Genomic DNA, 20,362 nt, shown 5'->3' on the forward strand with positions numbered 1-20,362 from the left:
GAAGCCGCTGAGTCTTTAGCTCAGCGGTAGTTCACAAGCAAAACCCATCAAACCTACTGTTTTTCCATCTACATTCAAAGGTGAAAAAAGGACATTGGGTAAATCCATATGGCCTTCAGGCATATATTTGACCCATTCACTGTTCATGTAATCATTATCATAAACCACATCGCCTTTTCGGTATGCTTCTGCTCTCAAACCCCTTACTGGCATCGGTAGGTCAGTATCAACATGACACGACACATCCCCATTCTCTAAAAACAGGAGTTCATTTTCCTATCCATTATCAGATAACAGAGCTACATATCCCGCTTTTGCTCCGATAAGCCGAGAACATGAATCAAAGATGTATCCGATAGCTTCTGAAAAAGGATTGAATTTGGATTTTATCTACCCTGAAATTGAATATATCCATGCTGACCGATTAAAACTTAAACAGATACTTAACAACCTTTTGGATAATGCAGTAAAGTTTACCGATGAAGGCAGCATCACCTTTAAAGTGGAAATTAACGAGGGTAATAATTACAGGTTTTCAGTCATTGATATAGGCATTGGCATACCTGAAGATAAAAAGGATGAGATTTTCGAACCGTTCAAACAACTGGACTCGGGAACCAATCGCAGGTATTCTGGAACAGGGCTTGGTTTGACACTGGTTAAAAGATTAGTAGAATTGCATGGCGGTGAACTATGGGTTGAAAGCGTAGAGAGTGAAGGTAGTAAATTTACATTTAAAATTCCACCTGAAAGCTAAGTGTACATGATTGAAAATTTTTAATTCAATATTAAGTTATAAAAATAAATAAAATATAACGAAAAATTGACTGAGATAGAGGTAGATTATGGATTTTTGGATAACCAAATTGTCAGTAGACCAGATTGATACCCATGTTTGGTACCTCATCGATGAGCAAACTTATGGAGGTGCAAATAAAGCTTATGCTGATTTTTTAGGTCTAGAAAAAGAGGATTTTGAAAATGTTGACATTTTTGATGTACATGATAGCAAAGAAGCAAAAGTTTGCATCGAAGTTAATAAAAAGGTTATTGAAACCAAAGACAAATCCATACGGAAGAATTGGTAAACAATTACAAAGGTCAATAAACCACCTTTAAAAAGGTGGGCTTGTCACTGTGGCAAGCCCTGATTGACCAGACTCAGTTCCTTAAAGGAACTACGTTATCCCGGCCATGATACCCTCGGATGCTTCCCTAGTCCGCTGCTCTATCGTACAGCATTAAACAGTCCTGAGAGGTAGGGACAGTGTGCTGTACACGACAAACCGGGATAACATTGTCGAAGGGAGACAGCTGACAAGCCGCGTAACCTGCACGATATATACTGATTTAAATAACATGTTATCTAAACAAAAAGAATCAGTTGAAATTTGTGAAAATATCTGTGGAGGCGCTAAAGTAGTATTTGGATTATAATCAATTTATACTTTTATAAAAAAATTAAATCACCCAACAGGAAAACCTGCAGGGTATTCACTCAATCAGATTTATTCAAGGAAACAAAGAAACTTTTCTATCAACACCATAAGTTTTTGGTGTACTGAATCCCAAAATCTTGGATGTACCGGTTTCTGGTGTTAATGTGATTTTTAAGTCTGTCCTTGGTTTTAATTCGAGGTCTAAACGTTCCAATTTTCACTGTTAACCGTAAACTACTCCTACCTTTTGGAAGGAACTCCTGCTTCATTGGTTGAAGTGATTACTAAATATTTTAAATAAAAAAATTGAGGAAGAATTTACATCTCTTTTTATTATTTATTATATCTTAAACTTAGGTTTTCAGATGGAAAAGATGTTCAATCTTGAATTGAAAATCAAAAAATAAATGTACGATATTAAACTTCAATAATATCATTTCGCAATTTCAAATACAATGTTGCTCTTGTGCCTCTTTCTTGCACCTTTTCCATTTCTTTTTCCATCATTTCGTTGTAATATTTGTCCGCTGATAATGGTATACTATATACGATTGTATTGTTAACTAATTGCACAAGGCTGGTAATCCCTGTAAAAGGGTTTCCAAACAAATGGTATGTGGTTACATACTCATCATTTGTCATCATATTACTTTTGTCGTTATCCCTAATACAGATTTTACCATCAAGACAGGTATTGTCTGAATCTGTTGGATCTATAGAATTATTAGAATCCTCAGTCAAATGTATAATTCCATACCCACCATATGATTTTGTTTCATATTTGAAATTGTTTCTATCTTTATCAGGTATGATGTACTTCTTGTTAGTCTGTATCTTATCTATAAAATTTATAACTTTATCCTCATCTGGTTCAGTCCATATATCATCTAGCATTTCTGAATTGTATACATCCAGATTCTGAAGTATTTTTAATGAGTCATCTAATCCTTTATTCCACAAAAGATATTCTGCATACTTAACCAAATAATCCTTTTCTTTATCAACCGCTATTTCATTGTGGGTGTTGTATCCACAAAACATACAAAAATCAGTACTTTCTCCTGTTTCTATGTTATTGATATGGATTTTTCCATCCATGTCACATAGGGGACAGGTGACTGCCTCTTTTAACATCTTGTCAAGTGCAGCGGGGGTTTGTTCGTGGGGGTTCAATTTTACTACACCTCTCAATTATTATGTATATACACTAAACCATATAAAGATTCCGTGATATTATGTAACATTCTTCTCGAAGTTTTTATACTAATTTTTTTATACTAATTTTGTAAACATATCCACTTTCGTGTATATGCTTATAGTCAGCTACCAATGAATAAAGTAGTTGGCTTTCACGTACCCCTGTTGCCCCACTTTCGTAATCAACTATGTCAGATTCAACGCTCTGAAAAACAGTGGTGATATATCAACAACCATTGAAGTATTAAATGACACTTCAGCGTTGGTAGAAGATAAACCACCCGGTATAATCTACCGCAATGTCAATATGTGGGTAGGTAAAACAGGATTTGCAACACCAGAAAACATTGAAAATCCAGTGATAAGTTTCAAAGTAGAAAAATCATGGATTAAAACCAACGGTATCAATGAATCAGATATAAAGCTGTTGAGGTTCAATGGTAGTGAATGGTCTACACTGACTACCCAGAAAGTAAATGAAGATCAAGATTACATCTATTTCGAATCCGAAACCACTGGATTTTCACCATTTGTAATAACTGCCATGGATACAGAAGATTCTGATGAATCAACTTCCCACGATAATGAGATAGCCATGGAGACCAACGAAACTCCAGAAGAGTCTACAGATACAACAAATGAATCAGATCCAGAAAGTGAAACAAATGATTCAAACAGTATACCAGGATTTGGAGCTTTAATCGCAATTGGGCTTATATTAGTGGTCTACTATATCAAAAGAAGCTGATAGTAAAGATAATGTTCTTTTTGAACTGGAAAACACCATCTGTCCATGGGGTGCTTCTCAGGCAAAAATGAACCCTATTTTATGCAACCTTACCAAAAAATATTCTACAATGTAGCCTCAAAAGCGTATAGCAACGTATCGATCAATACAGTTAAAACCATTGGTAATGGGAACTGCTCGTGCTATTTTGAAATTTTAAAAAATTTTTAACTAAAATATACATACACTCTTTTTATCAGGCTACTTTACGAAAAACGGGGCGCAGGGCAGAGAAAGTCCACTAGTTCAGAGCTTGTCCTACAATTCGATACTATCAATATTTGTTTATTTCATTAATTAATGGATAAATCCCTTTAATTTTCGATACTTTTATAATATATTTCATTACATAGTTTAATATGCTTAACAATGTAGGGGGTACATAAAATGGGAAAAATATACCTGACATTAATATTGCTATTATTTGGTGTAATATCAATAAGTGGATGTGTAAATGGAGATGGAGAATCAGAGCCTGATGGAATAGAGATTCCAAATGATTATGAGGTTACTAATCAATTTAATGTCGACGAGGTAACCATAACTCAATATGTAGTAGATACAGAAGATTCTTCTGGTGTTTTAAATGAGTTGAGGCAATCTGCAGAGGACGAAGGATGGAATGTAAGGGCCGAATGGGAAGGAGATATTGCTGGATACGACGTTGGAGTTGTACTTGAGAAAGATAATGAGTTTATAGCATTGAACGCGGTGGAATCTGACGGTCAAACCGATGCCTGGGTTATACAGGGTCCTATAGATGTAATTGGTACTGATGGTAGCGGTACTGCAGACACAGGGGGAGATGATGAAACAGATTCTGGTGAAAGTGCACCTACAACAGACGTAGGGGGTGAGGACATACCAGATGTTCCTAGATACCCTGATTCTGTTAGAACAGAATACACGTCAGTAGATGAAAAGGGAAAAATTATCAAATATATAACTGATGATAGTCCAGAGGATGTCATGAATTTCTACTTAGATACGCTGGAAGCTGAAGGGTGGACAAATATTAGATCCGGAGATGAAAGTGATAGTAGTGGTGAACTAATAAGATATATACAAGGTTTTAAAGAAGACGAAAACAGAGTTGTATCAATTGAAATAGGACCCACTAACAAATATGATAAATATGATGATAAAATTGAAATCCACATAGGTTTAGATGAAGAAGGTGGTTCCTGATGAGTCAAAACGAAACTAGTATAGGTTTAAGTGAAAATATTGCCGGTGTATTGGCCTATGTATTAGGCTTTATATCGGGCATTATTTTTCTATTTATAGAGAAGGAAAATGAATCCGTTAGGTTCCATGCAGCCCAATCAATTGTAGTATTTGGTGCACTTTTCATACTAAACATAGTTATAAGTGCGATTGCTGGAATCTTGGCATTTGGATTCTTAAGTTTTATTTCAATGATATTGTCGTTTATAGCCACATTGATAGGTCTTATAACTATTATATTGTGGATTTACCTTATGTTTATGGCATATAAAGGAAACCAGACTAGATTACCTGCAGTTGCGGAAATTGCAGATAAGTTATTATAACTTTACTTTTTTAGTTATTCTTTGAAAAATTGCAATTTAACGTTATAATATGTCTGATTCCATTTTTTCTTTTCATGAGAAAGTGAACTACCACTTGGCTAAAGACCAACTGGCTCCTTAAATTAAAAATTTAAGGATAACTTTAAATCTATGATTTAAAGTGCTTACTGTTTCATCCTTTTTTCTCACTCTAAATCAAACTCCATCCTTATATTACATTTTAAAGAAATGAAACTAACATTAAATTTACGATTTGATGCAATGCTAAAGACATCGGGGTTTTTTCTACTTTTTTATAAAGAGATACAGAGATAAATAAATTAATATATGATTTAAATATATAAGTTAAATAAAAATATTGATGCAAAGGGTTATAGTATTTTGTTGGTCATTAGTTTGCAATATAAATATTACAAAAAACATGTAAGTAGTGGAGATCACCAGCAGACTAAAGGTGTTAAGTCCGAAAAGAAAATACCTACAGGAAAACTCCACGGATTGAGGAAATTCGATTTCATCCAAACTCCAAAAGGTTCAGGTTTCGTTAAAGGTAAGAGAACATCAGGAAGCTTCAGTATTATGGATATATTCGGAAACACTTTAGAGAAAAATCCAAACGTTAAGAAAAACTGTAGAAGGATTTTAGCAAGATGTACAACTCTAACCCAACAGATACAAATCTAAAAGATAGGTCGCATTCCTCTCCCAGCTCGCGCAGGGTGTCACCTTCGACCATTTGTATGAATAATAAGGTTCAAGATTTACTTCTGGATCAAACCAAAACCCAGCTCTGGTATCTTGTTGATGAATATAATTATGGAGGAGCAAATAAAGCGCATGCTGATTTTTTGGGTCTTAATAAAAAAGATTTAGAAAACGCAAACCTTTACGATTCCTTGAGTAAAGAAGAAGCCGAATTATGTGTTAAAGGTAACAAACAAGTCTTTAAAACTAAAGAAAATACCTATACACAAGAATGGGTTCAAAATTATAAGGGTGAAAAAAAGCTATTATCCATCACCAAGTCTCCAATAATCGATTCTAGTGGAAATGTTGAATTTGTAACATGTTCTGCAGAAGACATTACTGAAAAAAGGGAATATGAAACAAGATTAAAAGAAAATGAAGAGCTCTTCCGTGAAATAACAGAAAACATGCAGGACATGGTTGCTCTTACCGACAAATATGGATATTTTGTATACGCTGGACCTTCACATGAATCAGCCCTTGGTTATAAACCTGAAAACTTAACTGGGAAAAATGTTCTCGATTTTGTACATCCAGATGACTTTGAGTGGATGGTAGAAGAGTATCAACAGTTCCTCCAGAGCTTAAACCCTAAAAAAGTAGAATATAGGTATCTACATGCTGATGGATATTACCTCTGGCTTGAAACAATTGGTAACGTTATATACGATGGTTACGGGAATGTTAAATGGGTAGTATTTAGTAGCCGAGACATAACAGAACACAAAGAACTTGAAGATAAGTTGCAGGATTATACAAACGAACTCGAAAGGTTAAATGAAACAAGGGAAATATTTACAGATATACTTAGACACGATTTGCTCAATCCGGTAGGTATTGTTAAAGGATATGCTAACCTATTATACAAAAAAGAAACTGATGAAAGTAAACTTAAAATCCTTGACAAGATGATAAACAACAATGAAAGAGCTATAGAATTAATAGAAAACGCCGGTAATCTTGCAAGAATTGACTGCATGGACAATATCGAATTTAATCGCTTCGATATCGGTGAAATTATTGACGAAGTTATAGATGGTATGCGATTTTCGATGTACGAAAAAAACATCGATATAATATTTGTCAACAATGGGCCCTATTATGCTAATCTAAACCTCATGATCGAGCAGGCTTTTACAAACCTTATCAACAACTCTATAAAATATAATCCAGAAAACAGTGGAATTAAAGTAGAAATCTTCGATGATATAGATTATTGGAAAGTTCAAATTAAAGACGAAGGTCCTGGTATACCTGAGGAAGATAAAAAATATATCTTTGACAGGTTCAAACGGGGCGAGGGTAAAAAAGTTTCAGGCAAGGGTATTGGACTTGCTATCGTTCAAAAGATAGTGGATATCCATAAAGGTAGTGTAGGTGTTGAAGATAATCCAGATGGTAAAGGGTCGATGTTTTGGGTAAAGCTAAAAAAATCAAATACGTAATCTATAGTAATTATTGATAATCACCAATTTTAGACTGGTTTCGTTTAACTTATTTTTGGTAATATGATATGTACATCTGTACCTTCCTTAATTTTACTTTCAACCCATATATTCCCATGATGTTTTTCTATAATTTTCTTGCAAAAGTACATCCCTGCACCGGTTCCGCTATATCGTCTTTTAGATGAATCGTCCTTTTGGTAAAAGAGGTCGAATATATTATTTGTTGATTCTTCATCAATACCTATTCCATTATCACTTACAATGATATGAAAATTACCATCATCAAAAGTATGCACATCTACTTTTCCACCAGAGGGAGTGAATTTGCAAGCATTGTCCAGAATATGTACAAAAACCTGCTCAAGGTATTCCGGATTTGCATCCACCAAAGGTAGGTTTGAATCGATATTTGTAGTTAAATTAATTCCTTTATCAAAAAAATATACGCTATTTTCAGATACAACATCATTTAATAAACTACTCAATGATATTTTCTGTGTATGCTGAATACCATTGTCCGGTTCCAATGTATTAATATGTATAAGTGTATCAATAAGCCATCTTAACCTTTCACAGCTTTGAGAAATAACAGATACTGCCTTGGATTGTTTATCATTGAGTTCACCCAATTTTTTATTACTCAATAAATTACTGTATCCCTTAATATTTGTAATAGGAGTTCTTAACTCATGACTTACATTGGATATGAACCTGTTTTTCATATCACTCAAGGATTTTAATTCTCTATTTGCTTTTTGTAGATTATCGTAATATTTAAGGAGTTGTGTTTCTGTTTCTTTTCTTTGTGTGATGTCATCAAGGGCTATAATAGCTTCATTCACGTTTCCTTCTTCATCACCTAAGGGTACTATTTTATAATAAATCCATCCTTTTCTTCCCCAAAATGATAAATATTTACGTTCATTTTTTACAACCCTATTATTGCTAAAAGTTTTTCTAAGTTCTTCATCAAATCCTGAATTTTTAATATAAGGTGACTCTAAGAGGTTAAATTTTAATGTTTCCTCTTTAGAAGATGAATTTAATATCTCTAATATACGTTTATTAACATCAACAATTTTTCCATTGGATTTACATTTCAGTAAACCTACCGGACTTTCTTCAAACAACTGTTTATATTGCTTTTTGCTTTCTTGAAGACTATTCTTTAAGTTTATTATTTCAGTGACATCTATTCCAGAACTCAGCGTACCTATTATTGAACCTTCATCATCTTTTAGAACCGAATTATACCACGATATTATTCGTTCTTCACCATTTTTACCAATTATCGGGTTAATAAAATTATTATTATCTTCATAACCTTGTATCAAATTGTTAGAAACATTATTAACCTGTTTCATATATTCCCGGGGTACAAAGTTTTCATACATGTTTTTCCCGATTAATTCACTTTTATCGTACCCAAGAACTTCACAACCCTTGTTATTTATGAGTTCAATCCTTTGGTTATTATCCAGAACAATGATTATAGCACCCGATATATCCAGATATTTTTGTGCTCTATCTCTCTCAAATTCAAGTTGTTTTGTACGCTCATAAACGATTTTTTCCAGATCATTTCTCTGGTCTTTGATTTTATTTTCAAGTTTTTTTTCTTGGGTAATATCCCGTAAATGTTCCATTACATTTGTAAGGTTTCCATTACTATCAAAAATTGGGTATGCTCTAACATCGAACCATATATCCATTTCCTCGATATATTTTACAACATGTTCAGGTTTTTTGGATTTATAGACTTTGGAAGTGGCACAAATTTCGCATGGTTTGTTTCTACCAATCATTTCATAGCACTTTTTACCAGCAACTTCTTCGGGTTTTAGATTGAAAAAACTGTAACCAGCTTTGTTATATTTGATTATATTATGATTAGTATCCTGAATACCTAATATGTCGGGTATAAAATCAATTATGTCATCTGATATCAAAGTTGAAGCTTGATTATCGTTGGAATGAGATTCAGTCAAATGTTTTTGTAAATTTGAATTTTGATTACGTAATTCTTTTATTTCCTGAAGCAACTGATCTTTGCTTTTTTCATCGTCTTTTTCCATCAAAAACACTGTACAATAATGTTAATTTAATACAAAGTATTATTTATATATAGTTTTATTATTATATTTATGTGGTTAAATGTTTTGTTTTTCTGATTTTAATATCATTTTTATCTAGCGGAATTGTAAACGTAAATTTGCTACCAATACCGACTTCGCTTTCTACCCATATTTTTCCACCATGTAGTTCCACCAACCTTTTGACGAGTGTAAGACCGAGACCTGTACCTGAATATTTGCGGCTTGTACCGGAATCCAGCTGTTTAAATGGCTCAAAAATCTGGTTCAGCTTTTCATTAGGGATTCCAATACCTGAGTCTATAACTGAAATTTTGTAGTTATTACTCTCATCCAAATCCAGATTAATGGTGATGGATCCATCATCAGTGAATTTTACAGAATTGTATAAAAGATTGTTAAGTATGTGTTTGAGTTTAAGTTCATCTGCATAGATATAGTCTACTCTTTGGTTTATTTTTGTTTCTATCGTTAACCCTTTTTTAGAGGCAATTGGGTAAACATTTGATTTTAAGTTTTCAAATAGCTCATGTAATGCTATGTATTCACACGAGATATCAAGTTCACCAGAATCAATTTTAGATAAATTTAACATTTCATTGATGATATTATTCAATTGCTGTCCTCCATTATGGATTTTACTCAGATATTTTTCCTGGCTATCATTTAAATCTCCTGCTTTGCCTTTTAACAAAACGTCAGAAAAACCTATGATAGTAGTTAGTGGAGTTCGCAATTCGTGACTTACATTGGCAAGCATTTCATTTTTAGCTTGGTTAGCAGCATCAGCTTCCATTTTTGCATAAACCAGATTATCTTCAGTTTGTTTTTGTATAGTGATATCACGTACGAAACCGATAATTACAGGCTTTCCTCCCAGGTCGATGCGAGTTAATCTAACTTCAACAGGATATGTTGTCCCATCGATTCTTTTATGATATGTCTCCACAAGGTAAGAGGTATCAGGTGATGTTTTATTCCAGTATTCATCCCTGAAAACATCTACATCTACATAAGGGTCAAAATCAGTAACATTCATTGATAATAGCTCATCCTTTGTATAACCAAGATTTTTACACGCAAGTTCGTTTACATATAATATGTTTCCATCAAAATCATGGACAATAATAGAATCTGCAGCATGTTCGATAAGGGTGCGGAATCTTTGTTCACTTTCTTTAATCTTATCCTCTGCTATTCTACGTTCAGTTATGTCTGTTGTAAATCCAAGAAATCTGTCTTCATTGAGTTTAACAGCCTCTACAATCCAAATCCTTCTATCTCCTTTTTTTGTTATAAAAGGTAGTTCTGCTGAAATACTGCCTGTATCTACCAGTTCATTAAAAACCAGATTTACCTGTTCATATGCATCAGATGGATGTAGATCGACAATGTTCATCGAAAGTAATTCATTCATAGTATACCCTGTCATAGAAGAAGCGGTAGGATTTACATCTACATAGTTTCCATGCCTATCGATAACAAATATCCAAAAAGGGGCGTAATCCACATAACTGCGGAATTTATTTTTACTTTCTTTTAAATCCTCCTCCCTTTTCTCCAGTTCTTTTTTTATTTCAATATTATACAGGGAATAGGAGATATCATTGGCTACTTCCTGGAATAAATCCTTTTCACGTTCTGAAATTATATTGCTAGGTCCGGATACAGCCATCAAACCGTAGTTTTTGTCTCCATAATTCAGTTTCGATACTAGAGAATTTTTACCTGGTTCTTCTGAACTAAGTGGAAAATCCATACATGTATATTCGGTATTTTCAATCACCAGTATACCGTTTTGGTTAAAAACTTCCTGAATACATTTTATGGTATCATTACTTTCGTATTTTTCTAAAAAATCGTAGAATACAGCACCTACACCAGATTCTGATGATGCATTTACATTATTATTTTCATCAAAGATGATTATCCATGCGCTATCAAAAGCATTGGTCTGGGTCAGGTTATTGCAGGTCTCTTCTATTAACTTATTAAGGTCACTTTCCCTAACTATAAGCTGGTTAACATTATTGATAGAGCGTATTACATTGTTTAACCTCTCGTATTCGCCCATAATGTTTGCAATAACCAGACCAAATAATAAGAAAAGAGGTAGGATAAGTAAATGTGCAAAAACATCAAATGCTGATAAAGATGATGAGGGGAATAAATAATAGATTTCAATGATAGTTTCTACCAAAACGACAACTATACCCAGAAATAACGTAATTGATATTAAGATTTTTTTTCTCCCAAAAAAATCCAATAATTCAGTAGGTAGATTAAATTCCAACTCATTTCCCTCATTGAAACATTATAAAGAAATATGATTAACAATTTATTTAATATTTTTTTATAATATAATTTTTTGGATTTGTGCCAATTACGAAGATGGGGTAACAGAGGTATGTGAAAACCAACGGTTTTAACAGTTATCTTTAAATCAAAATACTCTATATTAAAAATTTTAAGTTAAACTTAAGTTTCTGATTTAAGTTAATTAAAAGACATCTTTAAACTTCATTTAAAGAGTGATGAAATAAAACCGTAGATGTTGGGTCAAGCCTATAATAAATAGAATAATCGCTAACAGCAGATAAAATTTATATAGTTTTAGAACGTATAACCAGTATCAGGTAAATGGGTGGAGTAGATGGTTCGAAAAGAAGGTCAAAACTGCAGGAATCTAAGAATGCCCTGTGGACGGGCTATCAACGGTTCGCTGATAATCTGCGAAAAACAGGCCTGTTGATCGGGATGGTTCCTCAATCATTACCGGGATGATACGGGTACTCGCAGGAAGCTCCGCCTGAAAAGGCGGAGTAGTTCACTCATGCATAATTTAAAATAATTAGGTTGGTATTAAAGAAAGACAAATGTTAAATGCTGAACCCTCCGAACGTATAGACCCAAACGCTTTAAAATCCTGGTTCGTCAGCGGATTTTTGACCGGTGCTATCCTCTTACTGATACCCATATCGTATATGACTTCAATAAATTCCATCTGGAATTTGCCTATTCTGTGGGGCTGGATAGGGATAATTGCAGTGGTAGCTTTTACAATATGGTCGGCAATTGTAGAACCCCGGCTTAAAATGCGTTTCTGGAGATATGAAATAAGGGAAAATGAAATAGATATCCAGCACGGAATTTTCATTGTCAGACGAACCCTTATCCCTATGGTTAGAGTTCAACATGTAGATACTGAACACGGACCTGTGATGAGATTTTTCGGACTGGCTACATTAAGAATATCCACAGCTGCCACAAACCACTACATTCCTGCTTTATCGAAAGAAAAATCCGCAGAACTTATGGGACAAATTGCATCCCTTGCAAGATTAAGTGATGAAGATGTCTGAGTATAAACACCAGCACCCAATCATGATTGTTGTGGAAACCTTCAAAAGTATAATTTATTCATTACCACCTATATTCTTTTTTGTGTTATCATTAAGAGATGAGCTGGCAGGGATGGATTTTTCTTTTCTTGTATGGATAGCAATTATTTTTCTGATTCTCCTTCTTTTATACTCTGCAACAAAATGGTACCTATATACCTATCAATACGAAGAAGGTTACTTTCACATAAAAAAAGGTCTACTGTTTAAAAAAGAGAGATCGATTAAAAGAGAACGTGTACAGACTGTTAATGTACGCACAAATATACTACTAAAACTTCTGGGAGTTGCCAGTGTCCAGGTAAAAACAGCAGGCAGTGGCATGGAATCCGAATTGACACTTACTGCTGTAACCATAGATGAAACCCAAAAAATAAAAGCTCATTTAGAAAAACATAAACCAAACAAATCACAGAAAATTTTCCCAGATGACTCAATAACTGAAACAGATGAAAAAGAAATAAATACCTATCGTATTTCACCATGGAACCTTTTTCTGGCAGGTGCTACATCAGGTAGATTCATGTTACTGTTTTCCATCATCGCAGCTGCCTTCTCCCAGATTTATCCATATATACCCGAAACATACCTGAGGCTTGTGCTGGAACAGATAATTCCAGAAAGCGGCGTCAATATGATTTTCCTTGTTATTATCATGCTAATATTGTTACTAATATCATGGATTCTATCAACAATAGTTTTCATGATTAGGTATGCCAATTTCACTTTAATCCGTCAGGATGATAGCCTAAAAATATCCTGGGGGATAATCGAGCAAAAAGAGTACAACCTGGATTTGAATCGTGTGCAGGCACTGTCTGTACAGGACGGTTTGCTGAGACAGCCGTTTGGTCTATGTTCGATTTCTGCAGAGGTTGCCGGTGGTAGTTCTGAAAAACAGGACTATATAACCAGATTGTATCCGCTGTTGCGTTTTAGTGAACTGCCGAAATTTTTGGAGGATATATTACCAGAATACAGCATGCCTACAGATGATAATATGGTACCGCTGCCTTCGAGGTCAAGGAAACGTTATATTATACGTTCATCTATACCTGTACTTTTGGTTGTTCTACTATTTCAAATGATACCGTACGGTTGGATATCTCTGTTACTTTTACCACCTGCTTTTTTACTGGGGCTTTCCCGTTACAATACAGGCAGAACTGCAGTCAGGAATAAACAATTAACCTTCCGGTTTCGGAATATACACCGATATCATGTATTTATATTAAAAAACCATATCCAATCCATGCAAATAAGCACCAATCCGTTCCAACGCAGAAGCGATTTAAGTACAGTAAAGGTTTCAGTATTGTCATCTCCAGCAGGAAAAGATTTCAAAGTAGCTGATGTTGACAATGAGGAAAATAAAAATATCTGGCAATGGTTTTCAAGAAAATGAATTTTATAACAAAAAGACTCTATGATTTTCTGACTGTTTTTCTCTAAACAAATTTAATATATTGCTAAATCTTTCAATATAATAATACAATTAAAAGAGGTTTGGTAGTATTTTACCAGAAGGTAATAATGGTTTATTGATACATCACTGGGATACAGACGGTATCTGTTCGGCAGCGATACTCTTTGAATATTTGGGTAAGGAATTTGACACTTACGTCCCACATATTGGTAATTATTTTTTTACTGTTGATGAGATAGATAAAATAAGCAAACAAAACTACGATTTTATTATCATCGCTGATATGGCAATCCCTGAAGATAACATTGTGGATTTGAAGAATAAATCAGGTGCACAAATTTACATATTTGACCACCACCTGCAGGATAATATCCAGAGAAACGGTATACATCACCATAATCCAGTCAGTGTTGGTGAGTCAGCTGAAAATTATCCATCAAATACGTGGGTCTTAACCAGACTGCTGGACAGAGAAATCGACATGTTTTCAATTCTTGGCGCAGTCGGTGACAGGGAAAAGAAAATCAAAGATAATGTAGATATTTATCCCTACATCAAGGAATTTTTAAACGATGGTGAATTTTATTTTGAGGATTTGTTGAAAATGGTCGAGTTAATCGATTCCAATTACAAGGTAGGGGATAAACAAAAAGTGATGGATGCTGTTCATTTTGTCAAGCAAAATAAACTTTATCCACAGCGTATACTGGACAACAGTGATTGGCACAAAAATCTTGATGACCTCGAGGAAGAAACTGAGCGTCAAAAAAATATGCCTGTAGATTATGAAAACGGAATAGCAATACAGGAAATCAACACCCGATATAATATAACATCACCTGTTGCAAGAAATCTTGCTTGGAGTGGTAAATGCAGGGTTGCTGTGGTAGTAAATCGCGGATTCTTTGATGATAAAGACCAGTTGTATGTAAGAGCAGGACAGACAGGACCTGTTATGATACCTGTAATTGATGCTGCACAGGAGAAAGGGTATTCAGCAGGTGGCAAAAAAGAAGTTGCAGGTATTATCATTCCAAAAAGTGACACCGATTACTTTATCAAAGAAGTAATAGGTTTATTAAAGGAATAAGTAAAGATTTATAAAATTGAATTAGATAACAAATTTGGAGTGAGAAATATGAACAACGGAAACAGTAACAGTGGATTTGTGGTATGGTTGACAGGACTGCCGGGGACAGGGAAATCAACCATATCAGCAGAGCTTGAGAATATTTTTCAGGAAAAGGGTTTCTGTACCGAAACCATGGATGGTGATGAGATACGCAAAGGCCTAAGTGCCGACCTCGGATTTACCAAAGAAGACCGGCAGGAACATGCAAGGAGGGTAGCCTTTGTCAGCAAACTCCTTGCAAGAAACGGTGTCGCTGTTAATGTAGCACTGATATCTCCATATAGGTCTTTCAGAGAACATGCAAGAAACGAAATCGAGAACTTTGTAGAGGTTTATGTAAAAACTCCGCTTGAAGTTTGTATGGAACGTGATCCTAAAGGTCTGTACGCAAAAGCTCAACAGGGAGATATCACCGATTTGACAGGGTATCAGGACACTTATGAAGAACCTTTAAACCCCGAGGTGGTGATTGATACCTGTGATACCACTCCAGAAAGTGCTGCCCGAACTATCATCGACAAACTGGAAGAACTTGGGTATTTTTCAAACTAAAAACGGTTTGTGTCATTGATGGGGAGAGATAACAACCACAGCTACCTCATAATCATATTCTCCCTGATAATCCTTGCAGGGATTTTTCTTGCACCAGCACCTGAAGGTTTGGCTGTTGAAGCAAAAAATGCTCTCGGTATATTTATTGTAGCTATAATACTGTGGACTACGAATGCTCTTCCTCTATCAGTGACCGGTCTGTTTGTCATTGTTCTGTTACCACTGCTTGATGTGATGTCCAGCAAAGACGCGTTTTCACTTTTTGGAAACCGAGCAGTGTTTTTTATTCTTGGTGCCTTTATACTGGCTGCAGGCATGATGAAAACAGGACTTAGTAAACGTCTTGCCCTGAAAATGCTCAGCAGGTTCGGAGGGACTCCCAGGAAACTGCTGGCTGGTATCATGATTTCCTCTGCTCTCATGTCGTTCATCATGCCTGAACATGCTGTTGCAGCCATAATGTTTCCTGTGGTGTCAACTATCGCTGACAACCTTGACCTTGAACCTCTGGATAGTGAGTATGGAACACTTCTTTTCTTGTCACTTGCATGGGGTGCAATTATAGGTGGAGTAGGTACTCTGCTTGGAGGTGCCAGAAACCCTCTCGCTATTGCTATGCTTAAAGAGAGCACAGGCATTGAGATTTCATTTTTTGAATGGTGTGTGGCTGCAATACCAATCGTTTTCGTGATGCTTGTCATCGGGTTTGTGGTTTTGAATTATTTCTTCAAGGTCGACGTAGATGATGTCAAGCCTGCAAAAAGGGTTCTTGAGAAGGAGTTAAAAAGAATCGGCAGCATGGACATTTATGAGAAAAAATCAGGTGCGATATTGGTATTGACCATCCTCTCATGGATTTTCCTTGGTCATAATTTTGGGCTGGCAGCCATTGCAATTCTTGGTGCGGTTGCTATTTTTATACTCAATGTTGTCAACTGGGAAGATATAGAATCTGATGTCAACTGGGGTGTAATCCTTATGTATGGTGGTGCTATATCCATCGGTTCTGCACTTTCCCAGACAGGTGCAGCGCAGTGGCTTGCTAATCAGGCACTTGACAGTTTTGTTTTGACTCCGATTTTGTTGATACTTGGAATATCACTGATTGCTAAATTCTTAACCGAAGGAATCAGTAATTCAGCCGCTGTTGCTATATTGATACCTATAGGTTTTAGCGTAGGGGATGTGGTCGGTATTAACCCGGTGGCGATGGTTTATCTGATTGCTATTCCTTCAGGTCTTGCATTTATGTTCCCGATGGGAACACCGCCCAATGCTATTGCCTATTCATCGGGGTATTACGAAATCAAAGATGTACTGCTTCCAGGATTAATTTTAAATCTTACTTCTTGGATAGCTTTTATTATAATGGCGCTTGTATATTGGCCAATCATTGGACTGAGCATAACCTGATTATTTAAAATATTTGATTTCACAAGAAATGGAGCAGGAAGCAAACTGTTTTAATTGTTCTCTTCAAATCAAAACACTCTAAATTAAAAATTTAGAGTTAAACTTAAATCAGAGATTTAAGTTGTTTTAAAGATATCTTTAAACTTGGTTTAAAGAGTGAGGAATGCGTCCAAACTAAAAAAACCATTAATGAATCAACAATAGCATCTATTAAACATAAATGTTTTAAATGTATATAACTTATATCATAATACCAAACGTTTAAGGCACCTCTAAGATTATAATACTGAAACTTCAACATTATATTGTCCAGAGGAAAATAGTTATTAAAACGTATAAGGGGAGCTGTCAGCTTTCCTAATGTCCTCCGCTTAGCTTCTATTAGTTAGGAGATGGAAGGACAAGCTAACCGTTTCAGCGGTTAGTAGCTGACCAAAGGATACAATCATGAACGAATCCAACACTATAATGGTAGCATTTTCAGCAACCTCCATCCATAAAGAACCAGCTAAACGTGCACTTGATATGGCACAGGAGAAAAACGCAAAACTGATAGTACTGAGTGTACGAGATAAAAACATAACAGAAAAAGTAGCTAAAGTAACTCAGAACCATGGTTTTCTGGGTAAGGAAATAGTCAAGGATTTGATGAAGGATATTAAAAAGGATAGAGATGAATTAATATCTGAAAGATTGGGCAGAATTTGTGAAGAAGCTGAAAAACGAGGCATCGATTATGAGACCTTGCAGTTAAAAGGGGATTTTGTTGAAAATGTGGTTGAGGTTGCCGGTAAATATGGTGTTGATACTGTTCTGGTTGAGGATATGGGCAGAAAAACTGACAGGTTGAAGACTAAATTAGAGTGTGAGGTTATTGTGGTTTAATTTTTTGGATAAGTTTTTAGGTGCCAAATGATATAGAGGATATAAATAAATGTACTCAGAAAAAATTTTATTAAGTATTGAATTTATTTAGTGATGATTTATACAGGTGGAAAATAATGAAAGGGTTAATACCAGCGGCAGGAAGCGGAACCCGATTAGGTCCGTTTACCCATGCGATGCCAAAAGAACTGTTACCGGTAGGAGATAAAGCAGTTATTGAGCATGCGGTTGAATCGTTTGTTAATGCGGGAATAGATGACATTACCATTGTGGTGAGCCCGAAAAAGCACGGATTATCCGATTATCTTGGTTCAGGGAAACGTTTCGGTGTGAATATAACCTATGTTGTCCAAGATGATAGACTGGGACTTGCAAACGCTGTCGCGGCTGGTGAACATGTAATTAATGGTTCGCCGTTTGCTGTTGTACTCGGGGACAATTTCTTCTCACCGGATACCATCCTGCAGAACTTGAAACAGTTCCATGAAAACAATAACGCTGATGCTACTGTCGGTGTTATGGAAGTGTCTGATGTCACAAGACATGGAATTATCAAAACAAACGGCAACAACATTGTAGATTTGATTGAGAAACCGGAAGCTGATAAGGCACCGAGTAAACTGGGAATTGCTGGTATGTATGTTTTTGAACCGCAAATATTTGATGCTATAAAGGATACAAAACCTGGTTATAAGGATGAATACCAGCTTACCGATTCGATTAAAATTTTGGTAGAACAGGGTAAAAACGTGGTCTACAGGAAAATCGATGGTATCCATATCGATGTCGGAACCCCTGAAGACCTGATGAAAGCCAATGATTACTATCTGAAAAACAACAAATCAAAAGAATAATTTAACTTTCAATTATACTTTTTCTCTGTCAATCGCCTGCCAGATGTGTTTGCCTTTAAACATATACCTCAGGCTGAAGAGCAAATAAACCTGGTGCCAGATGAATGATGACAGGATGTTTGAACTCCACAACCCTGAGATGAGGGCACCTGCAAACCCTGCAACAATTACTAGACCAAACAAGATATTAAACTGGGCTAGAAACAACGACCACAGGATAACGCTGACAAAAAATGTTACAGGAACTACAAAAAACATTAAAAACCTCATTGGAAATATCAAGGTTCCAAATTTCCCATATTTTGAGGATATAAGATTAATATTATGTAAGGTTGCTTCCTGCAAGCGTGAAGAGCGGCGAATCTTCTGGCGGCGCTGTTGTGTGAGATTTTCTGTTATATATTCATAGAACTTAGCGTTTACCTCATATATACACCTATAACCGTTGCGGATGATTTCAAGTGCCATTCCTGCATCCGATGCACCATGGGTTGCAGGTATAGGTGAAAAAGCTTTTTTCTTGAGAGCGATCAGGGGACCGTTAAAACAATATGTAGAATGGACATGGCTCTCCCATGTACACATTTTACCGTAGACTGAACGATAAGCCTTCTCGGAACCTGTTGTAAATGATTTTTCTTTCACAATAGGTTCAAGTTCGCCACAAACTGCTCCTATATTATCATCATTTAGCAGTGTGCCAATCGCATAGTCAATTGCATCATCTTCAAATACCACATCGGCATCTGTTGTTACCACGAAATCGGTTTTTGCACTTTTAACTCCAAGGTTAACTGATTCGTTAGTTCCTGTTCGGCTGTCTTTTACAATGACTTCTCCTGATACATTATATTTATCAAATGCACCTTTTGCAAATTCTACGGTGTTATCAGAAGACCTGTCATCTACAACGATTGCATGGATTTTATCTGCTGGATAATTGATATCCCTGAGATTTTTGATGCGGTGTTCTATTACTTTTTCTTCGTTGTATGTGGGTATTACTATAGTAATGTCAGGAGGGTTCTCTACTTTGTTCCCTGAGTTCTCTTTTGTAAATATTACTGCGACTATGTAGATAAGGTAAATAGAGACCGGGATTGCGGCTGTCAGTATTGCGGAGTAAAGTAGAAGAGACATTTGTTTGAAGTCTATTACGGCTTTGGTTGTTAATATAATTTATCAAAGGACTATATTGTTTATATAATACTAGTTCAGATGGAAATCTTGATGAAGTTAGCAACAAGAGACCAGATAAATACTGGTAGCCTAAAAGTCAATAACCCACCTCTAAAGAGCTTGTCCGACAATTAATGTCAAAGCTAATCTTTTCCACAAAAAGAACTACCAAATAACAAAAATCATCAATCCTAACTGTTTCTATTATATCAAGCGGTAGCATCCGTATCTGGTTTTTGGATGATTGGGTAAATGC

General features: G+C 35.4%; 20 protein-coding genes and 1 pseudogene. 15 read left to right on the forward strand and 6 right to left on the reverse strand.

Annotated elements, in window-relative coordinates; all coding sequences use genetic code 11:
* Positions 1 to 15 precede the first annotated feature (15 nt).
* A complete protein-coding gene (locus tag QZ276_RS09640) occupies positions 16 to 243 on the reverse strand; it encodes a GAF domain-containing protein (RefSeq protein ID WP_292487489.1) in 228 nt (75 codons plus the stop codon).
* Positions 244 to 346: 103 nt separating this feature from the next.
* On the opposite strand from QZ276_RS09640, the gene QZ276_RS09645 reads away from it, so the two are divergent.
* Positions 347 to 757, forward strand: a complete 411-nt coding sequence (locus tag QZ276_RS09645) for an ATP-binding protein (RefSeq protein WP_292487491.1) — start codon at positions 347 to 349, stop codon at positions 755 to 757.
* 88 nt (positions 758 to 845) lie between these two features.
* A complete protein-coding gene (locus QZ276_RS09650; protein ID WP_292487493.1) occupies positions 846 to 1,088 on the forward strand; it encodes a hypothetical protein in 243 nt (80 codons plus the stop codon).
* A 424-nt stretch (positions 1,089 to 1,512) separates the two neighbouring features.
* Here QZ276_RS09650 and QZ276_RS09655 read toward each other — a convergent pair whose 3' ends face one another.
* Together QZ276_RS09655 and QZ276_RS09660 are read right to left on the reverse strand one after the other, a co-directional pair.
* Entirely contained in the window at positions 1,513 to 1,653 is a 141-nt protein-coding gene (locus QZ276_RS09655) for a hypothetical protein (protein ID WP_292487495.1), read from the reverse strand.
* A 203-nt stretch (positions 1,654 to 1,856) separates the two neighbouring features.
* On the reverse strand, positions 1,857 to 2,612 hold the full coding sequence (locus QZ276_RS09660; RefSeq protein WP_292487496.1) for a hypothetical protein: 756 nt from the start codon (positions 2,610 to 2,612) through the stop codon (positions 1,857 to 1,859).
* A 169-nt stretch (positions 2,613 to 2,781) separates the two neighbouring features.
* Between QZ276_RS09660 and QZ276_RS09665 the strand changes: the two genes are divergently transcribed.
* The 6 genes and pseudogenes from QZ276_RS09665 (at position 2,782) to QZ276_RS09685 (ending at position 7,168) form a co-directional block, all read left to right on the forward strand.
* Positions 2,782 to 3,384 carry a PGF-pre-PGF domain-containing protein gene (locus QZ276_RS09665; protein ID WP_292484148.1) on the forward strand — a complete coding sequence of 201 codons (603 nt, stop codon included), beginning with the start codon at positions 2,782 to 2,784 and terminating at the stop codon, positions 3,382 to 3,384.
* 37 nt (positions 3,385 to 3,421) lie between these two features.
* Positions 3,422 to 3,594, forward strand: a pseudogene (locus tag QZ276_RS11570) (methanogen output domain 1-containing protein).
* A 216-nt stretch (positions 3,595 to 3,810) separates the two neighbouring features.
* Positions 3,811 to 4,611 carry a hypothetical protein gene (locus QZ276_RS09670; protein ID WP_292484150.1) on the forward strand — a complete coding sequence of 267 codons (801 nt, stop codon included), beginning with the start codon at positions 3,811 to 3,813 and terminating at the stop codon, positions 4,609 to 4,611.
* Positions 4,611 to 4,976 (forward strand): DUF4870 domain-containing protein, encoded by a 366-nt coding sequence (locus QZ276_RS09675; protein ID WP_292487498.1) that lies wholly within the window; start codon positions 4,611 to 4,613, stop codon positions 4,974 to 4,976. The genes QZ276_RS09670 and QZ276_RS09675 overlap by 1 nt, the downstream gene beginning before the upstream one ends.
* A gap of 396 nt (positions 4,977 to 5,372) precedes the next feature.
* Positions 5,373 to 5,660 (forward strand): hypothetical protein, encoded by a 288-nt coding sequence (locus QZ276_RS09680; protein ID WP_292487499.1) that lies wholly within the window; start codon positions 5,373 to 5,375, stop codon positions 5,658 to 5,660.
* 56 nt (positions 5,661 to 5,716) lie between these two features.
* Positions 5,717 to 7,168 (forward strand): PAS domain S-box protein, encoded by a 1,452-nt coding sequence (locus QZ276_RS09685; protein WP_292487501.1) that lies wholly within the window; start codon positions 5,717 to 5,719, stop codon positions 7,166 to 7,168.
* A gap of 44 nt (positions 7,169 to 7,212) precedes the next feature.
* Here QZ276_RS09685 and QZ276_RS09690 read toward each other — a convergent pair whose 3' ends face one another.
* Complete coding sequence (locus QZ276_RS09690) at positions 7,213 to 9,246, reverse strand: PAS domain-containing sensor histidine kinase (protein WP_292487503.1); 2,034 nt, start codon at positions 9,244 to 9,246, stop codon at positions 7,213 to 7,215.
* A 67-nt stretch (positions 9,247 to 9,313) separates the two neighbouring features.
* Positions 9,314 to 11,464, reverse strand: a complete 2,151-nt coding sequence (locus tag QZ276_RS09695) for a PAS domain S-box protein (RefSeq protein WP_292487505.1) — start codon at positions 11,462 to 11,464, stop codon at positions 9,314 to 9,316.
* A 676-nt stretch (positions 11,465 to 12,140) separates the two neighbouring features.
* Here QZ276_RS09695 and QZ276_RS09700 point away from each other — a divergent pair.
* The 7 genes from QZ276_RS09700 (at position 12,141) to QZ276_RS09730 (ending at position 18,927) form a co-directional block, all read left to right on the forward strand.
* Positions 12,141 to 12,626 carry a PH domain-containing protein gene (locus QZ276_RS09700; RefSeq protein ID WP_292487507.1) on the forward strand — a complete coding sequence of 162 codons (486 nt, stop codon included), beginning with the start codon at positions 12,141 to 12,143 and terminating at the stop codon, positions 12,624 to 12,626.
* Entirely contained in the window at positions 12,619 to 14,070 is a 1,452-nt protein-coding gene (locus QZ276_RS09705; RefSeq protein WP_292487508.1) for a PH domain-containing protein, read from the forward strand. Before QZ276_RS09700 ends, QZ276_RS09705 begins: the two co-directional genes overlap by 8 nt.
* A 136-nt stretch (positions 14,071 to 14,206) precedes the next feature.
* Entirely contained in the window at positions 14,207 to 15,181 is a 975-nt protein-coding gene (locus QZ276_RS09710) for a DHH family phosphoesterase (RefSeq protein WP_292487510.1), read from the forward strand.
* A gap of 48 nt (positions 15,182 to 15,229) precedes the next feature.
* Entirely contained in the window at positions 15,230 to 15,775 is a 546-nt protein-coding gene (gene cysC / locus QZ276_RS09715; protein WP_292487512.1) for an adenylyl-sulfate kinase, read from the forward strand.
* Between the two features lie 18 nt (positions 15,776 to 15,793).
* Complete coding sequence (locus tag QZ276_RS09720) at positions 15,794 to 17,188, forward strand: DASS family sodium-coupled anion symporter (protein WP_292487514.1); 1,395 nt, start codon at positions 15,794 to 15,796, stop codon at positions 17,186 to 17,188.
* 447 nt (positions 17,189 to 17,635) lie between these two features.
* On the forward strand, positions 17,636 to 18,073 hold the full coding sequence (locus QZ276_RS09725; protein WP_292487516.1) for a universal stress protein: 438 nt from the start codon (positions 17,636 to 17,638) through the stop codon (positions 18,071 to 18,073).
* Between the two features lie 116 nt (positions 18,074 to 18,189).
* Entirely contained in the window at positions 18,190 to 18,927 is a 738-nt protein-coding gene (locus tag QZ276_RS09730) for a sugar phosphate nucleotidyltransferase (RefSeq protein WP_292487518.1), read from the forward strand.
* 12 nt (positions 18,928 to 18,939) lie between these two features.
* On the opposite strand, the gene QZ276_RS09735 is transcribed toward QZ276_RS09730, so the two are convergent.
* Entirely contained in the window at positions 18,940 to 20,067 is a 1,128-nt protein-coding gene (locus QZ276_RS09735; protein WP_292487520.1) for a glycosyltransferase, read from the reverse strand.
* Positions 20,068 to 20,362: the final 295 nt, after the last annotated feature.

Source organism: Methanohalobium sp. (assembly GCF_018609725.1).
GTDB lineage: Archaea > Halobacteriota > Methanosarcinia > Methanosarcinales > Methanosarcinaceae > Methanohalobium.

Bases quoted from the DNA above. Each gene is read 5' to 3' on its own strand.
- QZ276_RS09685 (WP_292487501.1), top strand. From the start codon at position 5,717: ATGAATAATAAGGTTCAAGATTTACTTCTGGATCAAACCAAAACCCAG.
- QZ276_RS09730 (WP_292487518.1), top strand. From the start codon at position 18,190: ATGAAAGGGTTAATACCAGCGGCAGGAAGCGGAACCCGATTAGGTCCG.
- QZ276_RS09725 (WP_292487516.1), top strand. From the start codon at position 17,636: ATGAACGAATCCAACACTATAATGGTAGCATTTTCAGCAACCTCCATC.
- QZ276_RS09645 (WP_292487491.1), top strand. From the start codon at position 347: ATGTATCCGATAGCTTCTGAAAAAGGATTGAATTTGGATTTTATCTAC.
- QZ276_RS09735 (WP_292487520.1), bottom strand. From the start codon at position 20,067: ATGTCTCTTCTACTTTACTCCGCAATACTGACAGCCGCAATCCCGGTC.
- QZ276_RS09690 (WP_292487503.1), bottom strand. From the start codon at position 9,246: ATGGAAAAAGACGATGAAAAAAGCAAAGATCAGTTGCTTCAGGAAATA.
- QZ276_RS09650 (WP_292487493.1), top strand. From the start codon at position 846: ATGGATTTTTGGATAACCAAATTGTCAGTAGACCAGATTGATACCCAT.
- QZ276_RS09720 (WP_292487514.1), top strand. From the start codon at position 15,794: ATGGGGAGAGATAACAACCACAGCTACCTCATAATCATATTCTCCCTG.
- QZ276_RS09705 (WP_292487508.1), top strand. From the start codon at position 12,619: ATGTCTGAGTATAAACACCAGCACCCAATCATGATTGTTGTGGAAACC.
- QZ276_RS09675 (WP_292487498.1), top strand. From the start codon at position 4,611: ATGAGTCAAAACGAAACTAGTATAGGTTTAAGTGAAAATATTGCCGGT.
- QZ276_RS09670 (WP_292484150.1), top strand. From the start codon at position 3,811: ATGGGAAAAATATACCTGACATTAATATTGCTATTATTTGGTGTAATA.
- QZ276_RS09700 (WP_292487507.1), top strand. From the start codon at position 12,141: ATGTTAAATGCTGAACCCTCCGAACGTATAGACCCAAACGCTTTAAAA.
- cysC (WP_292487512.1), top strand. From the start codon at position 15,230: ATGAACAACGGAAACAGTAACAGTGGATTTGTGGTATGGTTGACAGGA.